Source organism: Saliphagus sp. LR7, assembly GCF_003344565.1.
Classification (GTDB): domain Archaea; phylum Halobacteriota; class Halobacteria; order Halobacteriales; family Natrialbaceae; genus Saliphagus; species Saliphagus infecundisoli.
On the sequence record NZ_QPND01000001.1, the window covers coordinates 294,215 to 305,851 of the forward strand.

Genomic DNA, 11,637 nt, shown 5'->3' on the forward strand with positions numbered 1-11,637 from the left:
GGCCCGGAAGTCGTCGCCCGCGGGACCCTCACCGGACGCGGGTCGTCGCATCCTTTAAGCCGCGCCGGGGTATAGCATCGGCTATGGTTCAGTGCGAGATGTGTGGCGCCGAGACGTCGTCTCCCAAGACCGTCAAGATCGAGGGGGCTGAACTGGACGTCTGCTCGGACTGCACGGACTTCGGCACCGAGGTACGTACCGAGAGCGCGTCGAGTACGTCGACCAAGTACTCGACGGACTCCGGTTCCGACTCGGGGTCGGGATCCGGTTCGACGGGGGGAACCACCGCCTCGGCCGGCGGTGGCTCACCACCGGACATGTTCGACGACATGGACGAACTCGTCACCGACTACGACGAGCGGATCCGCTCGGCCCGCGAGGACCGGGAGCTGAGCCAGTCGGATCTCGCCGACGAGTTGAACGAGAAGGCGAGTCTCATCCGAAAACTCGAGCGCGGCGACACCCTGCCGAGCGACCGGGTCCAGTCGAAACTCGAACGGTTCCTCGATATCGGGCTCTCGGCCGACGGCGGCGCCGGGGGCGACTCCGAGTGGAGCGGGGGCTCCTCGACGGGCAGCTACACGCTGGGGGACGTCGTCAAGCGAAAGGACTAGCGTCGAAACCTATTTCTTCCGCCGGCCACCCTCTGGGATATGTTCGTCCTCGTCAACCTGAAGACCTATCCGTGTGACCCGGTCGAGGTCGCCGAAGCCGTCCGCGACGTAGACCGGGAGACCGAAGCGACCCTCTCGGTCGCCCCCCAGGCCGCCCATATAGAGCGCGTCGCCGAGACGGGCGTCGAGACCTGGGCCCAACATGTCGATCCGATCGCACACGGCAGCAACACGGGCGGGACGCTCGCCGAAACGGTCGCCGACGCGGGCGCGGTCGGCACCCTGATCAACCACTCCGAGCGCCGCCGCCGGCTCGCGGACATCGACGGCGCCGTCCGGGCGGCCGACCGGGCGGACCTCGAAACGGTCGTCTGTGCGAACAACCCCGCCCAGATCGGCGCCGCGGCGGCGCTCGGTCCCGACCGGGTCGCCGTCGAACCCCCCGAACTGATCGGCACCGGGACCCCCGTGAGCACGGCCGATCCCGATATCGTCGCCGAGGCCGTCTCGGCCGCGGCGAGCGTCGATGACGAGGTGTCGGTGCTCTGTGGGGCGGGGATCACCGACGGCGAGGACGTCCTCGCCGCGGCCGACCTCGGCGCGGAGGGCGTCCTGCTCGCAAGCGGCGTCGCGAAGGCCGACGATCCTCGAGAAGCGCTCGAGGCGCTCGTCGAACCCCTTTAGCGCGGCGCGACCGAACCGGGAGAGCGATAGGCCCGGAGTCCAGACTTCCGGCCATGAGCGAGACCGCACGCGCGCGCTCCGGGCTGGTCGCGATCGATCGCCGGACGGCCCTCGTGGCGGCCGGCGACCTCCTCCTGTTGGCGGGGCTCCTGATCGTCGGCGTGATCCAGCACGGGACCGATCCGCTCGCCGACCCGCTCGCGACCGCGGAGACGATGGCCCCGTTCGTGCTCGCCTGGCTCCCGGTCGCCGCCCTCGCGGGGCTGTACGCCGCCGACGCGTTCGCGTCCCCGGGGCGGGCGATCCGGCTCGTCACGGTCGGCTGGCTCGCGGCCGCGAACGTCGGCCTGATACTGCGGTCGTCGCCGGCTTTCGACGGCGGCGCGGCCTGGCCGTTCAACCTCGTGATCGCCGGCCTGGGACTCGTCGTACTGGTCGTCTGGCGCGGGGCGGTCGCGGCCGTCTCCGCGCGCCGCTGAAGCGACCGACGTAGCCGAAACCTTCCTCGAAACCGTTCGTATCGACAACCAGTTCCGGTCGAGAGGATTTTTTCGATGATGAGTGGTCGTTCGAATCTCTTCTCGGAACGAAACCACACATTTGAGGGAGAACTCCGGGTATTGGAGTTCCTGATAGATAATGCAGGAAGTGACTGATCCCGTATGATTCGGCCGTTCTCACGAGAAATAACACTCGTATAAGTTATCGGTCCCGTTCTCAGTGATTCCACAGCACTTCCCGAATCAATATTCCCCGATTATGGGGAACACTTATATGGCTATTTCCCATACTATGGAGTAGATTATGGCTGGATATTATGACATCGTCTTGGGCCTCATTCCGCTCGCACTGCTCGGCATCACGGCCGCACTGACCGTCGTCGGCGCCTCCGTGACGACCGCCGTCCCCGTCGGCGCCGTCGTCGCCATCGGCCTCATCGGCCACGCGATGTTCGTCAACGCACCCACGGACTCGCCCGCGGCCGGCCGACCCGCCCGAAGCAACCAGTCCCCGCTCAACGCCGACTGAGCCGATCGCCTCTTTTTTCTCTTCGCGCCCGTATTCCCGTCCATGACGCTGTTTCTGACGAGCGAGGAGGTTTCCGGCCTTGCGACGCCCACGGAGTACGTCGAGGCCGTTCGCCGGGGCTACCGCGACCGCGGCGAGGGCGCGCCCGCCGAACCCCGCGAACGGTTTCTGCGCGAGGAGCCCGCGGGAATGTTGACGAGCTACGGCGCCCTCCTCCCGGAGACGGGCGCGATGGGCGGCTACATCTACGCCGCCGGCTTCGGGAGCGAGGACGCCTGGTTCGTGACCCCCATCTTCGACGCCGACAGCGGCGAGCCCCTCGCCCTCCTCGACGGTGCGAGCATGAATCCCTACAAGACCGGCGCGGCGGGCGCCGTCGGCGTCGACGCCCTCGCCCGCGAGGACGCCCGGACGGCCGCAGTGATCGGCTCCGGCGCCCAGGCGCGGGGCCAGCTCCGGGCGACGGCGACCGTCCGCGATCTCGAGACGGTTCGGGTGTTCTCGCCGACGGTCGAGAACCGCGAGGCGTTCGCGAGCGAGTTCGACGACTCGCTTTCGGCGGACGTGCGGGCGGTCGAGTCGGCGGCGGCCGCCACGGAGGGCGCCGACATCGTGATCACGGCGACGACGGCGAGCGAGCCGGTCGTCGAAAGCGCGGACCTCGCGGCCGGCGCCCACGTGACCGCGATGGGTCAGTACCATCCCGACAAACGCGAACTCGACGCCGACACGATCGCGCGGGCGACGTACGTCCCCGACCTCCGCAAGCGCGTGACCGAGGACGCGGGTTCGTTCATCGCGGCGATGGAGGCCGGCGCCGTAAACGAAGCGGACGTCCACGCCGAACTCGGCGACGTCGTCGCGGGCGAGGCGCCCGGCCGGACGGACGACGAGGAGTTGACGGTGTTCGACAGCGGCGGGACCGGGATCGAGACGGTCGCCGCGGGCGCCATGCTCTACGAACGTGCCCGCGAGGAGGGATTGGGCACCGAGATACCCTTCGCGCCGGCCAGCGAGGCGCTGACCGGGCGCTGAGGCGTCCCCGCCACCGATCTCGGGGCGGGCGGGGGCGGCGGGTTCAAACCCTCGGACCGCGTACTCCGTGGCATGTCCCGCGCGGCGGAGCTCGCGGCGACCCTCCAGGAAATCGACTCGCTCGCGGTCGTCGCCCACGACAACCCCGATCCGGACTGTCTCGCGAGCGCGCTCGCCCTCGAGACCATCGCCGAGCGAGAGGGGGTCGATCGGACCGCCATCGTCTACGGCGGCGAGATCTCCCACCAGCAGAATCGAGCGTTCGTCCAGGTCCTAGAGATCGACGTCCGGGAGGCCGACGGCGTCGACTTCGGCGAGTACGACTCGGTCGCCTTCGTCGATCACGCGGGACCGGCCTCGCGGGTCGGCGCCGACCTCGAGCCGACCATCGTCGTCGACCACCACCCCGGTACCGAGAGGGAGGCGGCGTTTTCGGACGTCCGGACGGGCTACGGCGCGACGGCGACGATCCTCGTCGAGTACTGTCTGGAACTCTCGATCCCGTTCTCCTCCCGGCTCGCGTCGGCGCTGCTCTTTGCCCTGCACCGTGAGCGCCTCGACTTCGTCCGCGAGCCGACGATCCGGGAGTACGAGGCGGCCCTCGCGGTCTACCCCGAAGCCGATCTCGAGGTCCTGGAGGGACTGTACGGCGCCGCGTTCACCCCGGAGACGATCGACGCCATCGGCCGGGCGATTGCCTCCCGGGAGCGCCGCGGATCGGCGCTCGTCGCGAGCGCGGGCCGGACCACCGAAACCGACGCGCTCCCCCAGGCCGCCGACTACCTGCTCAACGTCGAGGGCGTCGATACGGTGTTGGTCTACGGCGTGACCGACAGCACGATCCGGCTCTCCGCGCGCTCGATCGACCCCCGGATCCACGTCGGCAAGGCCGTCGAGCGGGCCTACGGCGATCTGGGTGCCGTCGGCGGCCACCACGACATGGCCGGCGGCCGCATCACGTTGGGGCTGTTCGCCGCCGAGGTCGACGACGACCGCCTGCTCGCGCTCGCCGGCGAGCGCGTCGCCGGCCGGTTCTTCGCCGAACTCGGGCTCGCGTAGCCTGCAGTCTCCGGCGAGGGCTTTTGGCGCCGACGCCCCTACGGCGGGTGATGACAGAAGCCCTGTTCGTCGTCAGCGAGGAAGGCTACTGGGGAGAGGAATGCGTCGAACCGCTCGAGACGCTTTCGGATGCGGGCGTCGAGATCACGGTCGCGACGCCGTCGGGCTCGCCGCCCGTGATCGACGAACGGTCGATCGATCCCGACGAGGTCGGCGCGGAGACCGCCGCCCACGTCGAGGAGGTCCACGCGAGCGACGAGCGGCTCAACGACCCGATCCCGGTCGCCGAGGCCAGCGCGGAGGAGTACGACGCCGTCGTCTTCCCGGGCGGCCACGGCACCGAGTGGGACGTCAACCAGGACCGCCACGCTCGCGGGCTGCTCGCGGCGGCCGTCGAGGACGAGGCGGGCCTCGCGCTCGTCGTCTGTCACGCCGTCGGCCTGCTCGCCTTTACCCGGGATCGCCACGGCGCCTTCCTGGTCAACGGCCGGTCGGTCACCGGCTTCCCCAACGAGTGGGAGGAGGGGATGGTCGACGACGCCGACCGGATGGACGACGGCCGGAAGCTGCCGTACATGGTCGAGGACGAGGTCGAGGCCGCCGGCGGCGACTGGGACGCGGAACTCGACGCCGAGACGAGCGTGACCGTCGATGGCGACCTGATCACGGCGCGGGGCCCCGAATCCTCGGCGACCGCGGCCGAGACCCTCCTCGACGAACTCGAGGGCTGAACACGCCCCTGCCGGGTACACGCCTTTCTGCCGGGACCGGTAATACGTGGACACACGATGAGTCCCATGATTCCCACGATGGCGCGAACCGCCGATGGCGAGACTGCCGAAGGAGCCGTCGGAGCGATCCCCGAGCCGGTCCGGAAGCTGATCGGCGAGTACGGGCGGGACGGCTCGATCTCGATGGCCGCCGGAGCGATCTCGGTGGTCCGCGGGCTCCAGCTCATGCGGTCGAACCGGAGCCGGGGGTTCGCGAAGCTGCTGTTCGGGGCCGGCTGGATCATGATCGGGCTCGTCCAGCGCCAGCACGCGACCGACGGCGGCCGCGGGGACCGCTCGGAGGAACTCGACGAGACCCTCGGCGACGAGATCGAGGCCGACGACGTGACGCCCGGCGAGACCGACGACGACATGGCCGCCGCGAACACGATACCCCCGAGCGGCGTCGGCGAGCCCGAGGGCCACGACGTCGGCGAGACCGGCGAGGTCGAGACGGCAGCGGAGCCCGCCGAGATGACGGGTCCGAGCGGCGAGGACGCCGTTCCCGAGGAGGACAAAACGACCGTCCCCGACGAGCCCCCCACGAGCGGCGTCTCGATGGTCGGGGAGGACGACGAGAAAACGGACGAGGACGAGGCCGACGGAAGTGGCGAGGACGGCGAAGCCGACGAAGCCGATCAAGCCGACGAAGCCGAGGAGGACGAGGAGTAGCCGCCGAATCAGTCCACTTTTACCCGACGGCGGGGAACGGAGGGGTATGAGCTTCGAGGAAGACGACCGGGTCGTCCTGTCGGACAAACACAGCGAGTTCGACGGCGAGACCGGGACCGTCACCCAGACGATGGAGTCGATGTTCGGCGACACCACCTACACCGTGAGCTTCGAGGAGGGCCAGGAGACCGGCGTCCCCGAGGACGCCCTGGAGGCCGCCGAGGAAGACGACGACGGGGACGACGTCGACGCCGAGGAGTAAGGTCCCGCGATCCCGCTGCACTGTCCGAGATGCCACATATCCCGCTTCACTACGTCGACTTGCGGACGTTTTGCTACGCCACCGAGGACGAAAAGCGCGTCGAGTCGGCGCTTCGGACCCTCCTCCCCGACGGGTTCGAAATCGAGCGCGCCGAGAGCGAGGGCCACTACGGCGACCGCATCCTCGTCCTCTCGGCACGCGTCGAGAACGCCGACGGGATCCGGACCGTCCTCGCGCGTCTCGCGGCGATCGAGGAGGGAGACCGGCTGGTCTCCGAACTCGACGAGCGGGTGACCGAGAACACGGAACTCTTCTTCAGAGTGGACAAGCAGGCGGCCTTCCAGGGGGAGGTCGCCATCGGCGAGGGGATCACCGTCCGCGCGAAGGTCGAGGCCTACCCGGCGACCAAGGAAGCCGCCGTCGAGAACGCCCGCGAGGTGCTGGAGGAACTCGAGGCGGAATCCGGCGAGGACCACGAGGAGGCCAGCGGCTAATCGCTCGTCCGCGAGCGGGTCGCTTTTCCCAGTGGGGGTCGAGCGGCTCGTATGGACGTACACATCGTCGGCGGTGACCCCGTTCGGGAGGCCGTCGTCGCCGCCCTGGAGGACGTCGAGGTCCGGGTCCGGGAGGGCGACCCCGCGGGCGTCGCGGAGGCCGACCTCGCGGTCGTCGCCGCCCGCTCCGGAAGCGGGACGCTCGAGCGGGCGAACGAGGCCGCCATGGCGGGCGGGACGCCCTGGATCGCCGTCGAGGTCGGCGGCGTCGGCGGGAGCGGGGGCGTCGACGCCGCGGTCGCGGGCTTTCCGGGGATCGAGCCCGGCTGTTATGACTGCCTGCGAACGCGGGTCGAATCGACGAGTGGCGATCCCGGCGGAGAGGAAGACGGGGAGACGAGCGCGGACGCACCGGAGGGGGCTGAGACGCCGGAGGTCCCCCGCCACGTCGCCCGCCTGGCGGGCGCGGTCGCCGGCCGGGAGTTCGTCTCCCTGCTGGAGGACGACGACCGTTCGATCATGGGCCAGGTGGTCGAACTCCCCCACGCCAGACGCCGGCTCCTCCCGGTTCCCGGCTGTGAGTGTGGTCGCGAGCGCGAGCGCGACCTCGGGCGGGACGACGACTCGCTGGGAGTCGAGGCCGCGGTCTCCCGCGCCGAGGCAGCGATCGACGACCGGGTCGGGATCGTTTCGACGATCGGCGAGGTCGAGTCGTTCCCGGCGCCGTACTACCTCGCGACGGTCGCGGACACCACCGCCTTCAGCGACGCCGCGGCCCCCACCAACGCGGCGGGGGTCGCCGAGGACTGGAACCCGGCGATGATGAAGGCCGTCGGCGAGGCTCTCGAGCGCTACTGTGCCGGAGTCTACCGCGAGACGGACTTCCACCACGCGCCGCCCGCCGATCTCGGGCGGGCGGTCTCGCCGACGGACCTCGTCAGACCCGACTCCGCCCCGGAGATCGACCCCGACGCCGAGCGGCGCTGGGTCGCAGGCGAGGAGCTATCGACGGGCGAGTCGGCGTACCTGCCCGCGGCGGCCGTCCAGTTCCCCCAGCCCGGAAAGCGGCTGGTGCCCGCGATCACGACCGGGCTCGGGCTGGGTTCCTCGACGGTCGGTGCCCTGCTCGCCGGGCTGACCGAGACCATCGAGCGCGACGCGGCGATGCTCTCGTGGTACTCGACGTACGAGCCCCTCGAGCTCGCCGTCGACGACGAGGGATTCGAGGCGCTCGCGGGCCGCGCCCGCGGCGAGGGCCTGTCGGTGACGCCGCTGCTCCTGACCCAGGACGTCGACGTCCCGGTCGTCGCCTGTGCGGTCTCCCGCGAGGGCGAGTGGCCCCGCTTCGCGATCGGCTCGGCGGCGGGCCTCGACGCGAACGCGGCCGCCAGAGGCGCCCTGGAGGAGGCGATCCAGAACTGGATGGAGCTTCGGTCGATGGGCGAGGAGGGAAGCGACGCGGCCTCCGGCGCGATCGGCGAGTACGCCGACTTCCCCGAGCGGGTCCGGGAGTTCCTCGACTGTGAGGGGCGCGTTCCCGCCGACTCCGTCGGTCCCGATCCGGTTCCCGAGGGGAGCGAGGCCCTCGACGCCGTCGTCTCCCGCGTCGAGGCGAGCGGACTGACGCCCTACGCGGCCCGGATCACGACGCCGGACGTCGCCGACCTGGGGTTCGAGGCGGTTCGCGTCGTCGTGCCGGGCGCCCAGCCGCTGTTCACGGGCGAGCCCTTCTTCGGCGAGCGCGCCGGGACGGTCCCCGAGAGCCTCGGGTTCGAGCCCCGACTCGACCGCGAGTTCCACCCGTATCCGTAGGTCACCCCCCGGTAGCGGGATGGAGTCGGAGAGAGCCGGGAGTGAGGAACGAACCGAAGCCTCGGCCCCGTACCATTATGTAGGTGTATTTATAAGATGTGTTCATGCGGAGCCGAATGGCGGCGCTCGGGGCGGTTTTCCTCCTGATCGGGGGCGTTCTGACTGCAGTCATCGCGCTCACGTTCCCGGAGTTACCGTCGACGTACTGTACCGACGTTGGATACAGAGGCGATCCGCCGGGCGGGTTCGAGTATTACGGCTATTCCGGGCTATCGATGGTCTACTCGCCGGACGGAGGCGTGAACCGGTGTGGTACGCCGGTCGTGACGTACGCGATCGCGTCGGTCGCCGTCGGCTGTGGCGTCCTGGGTTTCGAACGCCGGGGCCGATGAACCGGCTCCGGACGGGCACGAGTCGGCGCTCGGAAGAGAGTAGCTGTGAAGTGGCCGATTCGGCGGGCTGCCGCTCCCTACGCCTCCCAGCGGGCGTCGGCCAGCGTCCGCTGGACGACCTCGTTGCCGACCGCTTCGGCGAGGGTCTCGAAACCCGCACGCTCGCTTCGATCGCCCGCGTTTGCCACCAGCCGCGAGACGATGAACTCCGGGGTCGAACGTCCGACGGTGTCGAAGCGGGGCTGATAGTCGACTACCAGATCGAGGTCGGGATCGAGCCCCTCCGCGAAGATGCCGTCGACGCGTGCTTCGGGGGGAAGGGGCTCCAAGTCGTCGGCGAGGTGGGTGACGAAGACCCCGAGCGCCTCCCGGCCAACCGTCAGCCGGACCAGCCCGTGGAGCAGGTCGGCGGCGCTTCCGGGCTCGGTGATCGCCTCGAACTCGTCGACGAGCATCAGGGTTCGGCCCTCTCCCGACAGGGGCGGGACGATGGACTTGAGCGTGGACTCGAGGACGCCCGCGTTGAAGCTGGCGTGACGGCGGTGAAAGACGAGCGACTCGACGGGCGTCACCTCCGCGCGCTCGGCGGGCACCGGCAGCCCCATCGTCGCCAGCAGGACGACCTGACAGCAGGTCTCGAGCAGCGTCGTTTTCCCGCCGCTGTTCGCGCCGGTGAGGACGGCGACCCGCCCGGGCGGGACTTCATCGACGCCGTGGTCGCCGAGCGCGTAGGTGACCGGCTGGACCGCCTCCCCGCCCGCGGCGAGCGCGAGGTTGCGCGCCCCGACGACCGCGAGCGAGGCCTCCCTCCCCTCCCGGAACGCCGGGCGGGTGCAGTCGTAGGCCTCGGCGAACCGGGCCAGCGAGAGGTGGAAGGCGATCTCGTCTACGGCCTCGATCGCGACCTCGACCTCCGCCTCGGCGTCGGCGAGGGTCTCCTCAAGGTCGGCCCGGACCGCCCGCTCGCGGTCGTCGGCGGCCTCCCGGAGCTCCGAGCGGAGTTCCCGCAACGTGCTCCCGACGAAGTCGGTCGCGTCGGTCGCGTCCGTCGGCATCGCCGCCCGGACCCGGTCGATCGTGACGTCGGCCTCCGAGCGAAGCCGCTCCTCGAACGCGTCCCGAAAGCCCTCGACGTCCGCCACGCCCGCGGACTGGAGCTCCTCGATCAGGGAGAGCGCGTCGGCGTCCATGTCCTCGACGGCGCCCAGGCCCGTCCGGAGCCGGTCGAGTTCCTCGTCGGCGCCCTCCCGGACCCCCTCGTCCTCCAGGCCCTCGAGCGCGGTCGCCGCCGCCGCGAGGCGCTCGCGGTCGATGTCGGCGATCGCGCCGAACGGCCCCGCCTCGACCCCGGCGTCGATCAGGGCGAGGGCGGCCTCGACGGCGGCGCGGTCGCTTCCGCCGCGGTCGTCGTAGCGGCCGTAGGCCGCGAGGACCGCCTCGCGCTCTCCCTCGGGGAGCCCTGCCCAGGCCTCGCGGGCCCCGAGCACGCTATCGAGGCGGTCGTCCATCGCCTCGACGGTCGTCAGCGGCGTCAGTACCCGGATCCGGTCTGCGGCCCGCCCGGTGACCGCGTGCTCGACCGCGAGGTCGAGGACCTCCTTGTACGCCCGGCGGGCGTCGCTCGTCGCGAGGGTGTCCATCCCCTCGCCGCCGGTGGCCCGCCGGAGGATCCGCGTCGCCCGCCCGCGGGCCAGCCCAGCGTCGGACAGCGCCCGGACGTCCCCGCGCTCGATCGCCCGTACCGCCCGTTCGGCGCCGAGTTCGGAGACCAGCCGCTCGCGGGTCTTCGGCCCGACGCCCCAGTACTCCTCGAGTCGCATGCCCGATGGTTCGGAGGAACCGTCTTGAAGACTGTGACCGGCGGCCGAAAACGGAGGCCCGGCGACCCCACGGCGACGGGGGCCGGGTGGCGGTGGGACCGGGCGGTGGGGACGCCGCCCGGAGAGAGACATGAGCCGGTCGGGGAACCGACGACCGCGGGGCCGGCGTCGGCGAGCGACTCCGGCGGGGATCTCCTCCCCGCGGCCGACCGGACGGTCGAGACGACCTTCGTTATGCGGAGACTGTAGCCCGGACCGCGATCGCAGGGCCCGCATACGGCCCCTCTCCCCCGCCGGCAGCCCGCTGTCCGCCCCTACGCCAGCGTCCGCTCGACGTACTCGAGGATGTTGGCGGATTCGGACATCGTCACGCCCCGATCCTCGTCGACCAGCACGGGGACCCCCCGCTGTCCCGAGACCCGCTTGACCTCGTTGCGATCGGCGTGCAGGGCGTCGGTCCAGACCGTCTCGTACCCGATTCCGATCTCGTCGAGTCGGTCGGCGACCTTCTCGCAGTACGGACAGCCCTCGAGTTGGTACAGGGTGATCGCCATGCCCGTCACTCGCCGCCGGAGCCTAAAAGAGCCGAGGGTGGCGGTCGAGCCCGCCGGAAAGGCGGTCGGCATCGCCCGGTTTCGCGGGTAAACGATCGCATTCTCCGGGGTAATACGGTGTATATCCGGGGTAATCGGAGGATGGGATCGCGACCGCCCGGGTTACAGCCCGGATAACTACGATCCGATACCGGGTGTCCACTGCCATGATCGAATGCGCGAACTGCGAGACCGCTCAGTTCCTCCAGATCACCCGGAGCCGCGTCTACTTCGAGGCGGACGAACTGCTCCGCGAGATCGACGAACGCTACGAGTGTACCCTCTGTGGGGCCACCGGGAGCTACACCTACACCGGAACCGACCACGAGGTCGATCCCGACGCGAGTGCGACGGTCGCGGGCGGGGTCACACTGACCCGGCGAAAGCCCGAGCACGCCTGA

General features: G+C 70.5%; 15 protein-coding genes. 13 read left to right on the forward strand and 2 right to left on the reverse strand.

Going from position 1 to position 11,637, the window contains the following annotated elements; translation table 11 throughout:
- Positions 1 to 83 precede the first annotated feature (83 nt).
- The 12 genes from DVH23_RS24495 (at position 84) to DVH23_RS01570 (ending at position 8,823) form a co-directional block, all read left to right on the forward strand.
- A complete protein-coding gene (locus tag DVH23_RS24495) occupies positions 84 to 614 on the forward strand; it encodes a multiprotein bridging factor aMBF1 (RefSeq protein WP_114575663.1) in 531 nt (176 codons plus the stop codon).
- 39 nt (positions 615 to 653) lie between these two features.
- On the forward strand, positions 654 to 1,298 hold the full coding sequence (gene tpiA / locus DVH23_RS01520; protein ID WP_114575664.1) for a triose-phosphate isomerase: 645 nt from the start codon (positions 654 to 656) through the stop codon (positions 1,296 to 1,298).
- 53 nt (positions 1,299 to 1,351) lie between these two features.
- Entirely contained in the window at positions 1,352 to 1,777 is a 426-nt protein-coding gene (locus tag DVH23_RS01525; protein WP_114575665.1) for a DUF3054 domain-containing protein, read from the forward strand.
- Between the two features lie 325 nt (positions 1,778 to 2,102).
- On the forward strand, positions 2,103 to 2,327 hold the full coding sequence (locus DVH23_RS01530) for a hypothetical protein (RefSeq protein ID WP_114575666.1): 225 nt from the start codon (positions 2,103 to 2,105) through the stop codon (positions 2,325 to 2,327).
- Positions 2,328 to 2,369: 42 nt separating this feature from the next.
- Positions 2,370 to 3,362, forward strand: a complete 993-nt coding sequence (locus tag DVH23_RS01535) for an ornithine cyclodeaminase family protein (protein ID WP_114575667.1) — start codon at positions 2,370 to 2,372, stop codon at positions 3,360 to 3,362.
- Between the two features lie 72 nt (positions 3,363 to 3,434).
- Complete coding sequence (locus DVH23_RS01540; RefSeq protein WP_114575668.1) at positions 3,435 to 4,421, forward strand: bifunctional oligoribonuclease/PAP phosphatase NrnA; 987 nt, start codon at positions 3,435 to 3,437, stop codon at positions 4,419 to 4,421.
- A gap of 50 nt (positions 4,422 to 4,471) precedes the next feature.
- Positions 4,472 to 5,152 (forward strand): type 1 glutamine amidotransferase domain-containing protein, encoded by a 681-nt coding sequence (locus DVH23_RS01545; RefSeq protein WP_114575669.1) that lies wholly within the window; start codon positions 4,472 to 4,474, stop codon positions 5,150 to 5,152.
- A gap of 57 nt (positions 5,153 to 5,209) precedes the next feature.
- Positions 5,210 to 5,863, forward strand: coding sequence for a hypothetical protein (locus DVH23_RS01550; RefSeq protein WP_114575670.1), 654 nt, complete (start codon positions 5,210 to 5,212; stop codon positions 5,861 to 5,863).
- A 46-nt stretch (positions 5,864 to 5,909) separates the two neighbouring features.
- A complete protein-coding gene (locus DVH23_RS01555) occupies positions 5,910 to 6,125 on the forward strand; it encodes a DUF1918 domain-containing protein (protein ID WP_114575671.1) in 216 nt (71 codons plus the stop codon).
- A 29-nt stretch (positions 6,126 to 6,154) separates the two neighbouring features.
- Positions 6,155 to 6,619, forward strand: coding sequence for an RNA-binding protein (locus tag DVH23_RS01560; protein ID WP_114575672.1), 465 nt, complete (start codon positions 6,155 to 6,157; stop codon positions 6,617 to 6,619).
- A gap of 51 nt (positions 6,620 to 6,670) precedes the next feature.
- Positions 6,671 to 8,431: a YcaO-like family protein gene (locus DVH23_RS01565; RefSeq protein WP_114575673.1), complete on the forward strand. Its 1,761-nt coding sequence runs from the start codon at positions 6,671 to 6,673 to the stop codon at positions 8,429 to 8,431.
- 104 nt (positions 8,432 to 8,535) lie between these two features.
- Positions 8,536 to 8,823 carry a hypothetical protein gene (locus tag DVH23_RS01570; RefSeq protein ID WP_114575674.1) on the forward strand — a complete coding sequence of 96 codons (288 nt, stop codon included), beginning with the start codon at positions 8,536 to 8,538 and terminating at the stop codon, positions 8,821 to 8,823.
- Positions 8,824 to 8,900: 77 nt separating this feature from the next.
- On the opposite strand, the gene DVH23_RS01575 is transcribed toward DVH23_RS01570, so the two are convergent.
- Positions 8,901 to 10,643, reverse strand: a complete 1,743-nt coding sequence (locus tag DVH23_RS01575; RefSeq protein ID WP_114575675.1) for a DNA mismatch repair protein — start codon at positions 10,641 to 10,643, stop codon at positions 8,901 to 8,903.
- Positions 10,644 to 10,957: 314 nt separating this feature from the next.
- Entirely contained in the window at positions 10,958 to 11,197 is a 240-nt protein-coding gene (locus DVH23_RS01585; protein WP_114575677.1) for a glutaredoxin, read from the reverse strand.
- Positions 11,198 to 11,403: 206 nt separating this feature from the next.
- On the opposite strand from DVH23_RS01585, the gene DVH23_RS01590 reads away from it, so the two are divergent.
- The gene (locus tag DVH23_RS01590; protein WP_114575678.1) at positions 11,404 to 11,637 is read left to right on the forward strand and encodes a hypothetical protein; all 234 of its coding nucleotides are present in this window, start codon (positions 11,404 to 11,406) and stop codon (positions 11,635 to 11,637) included.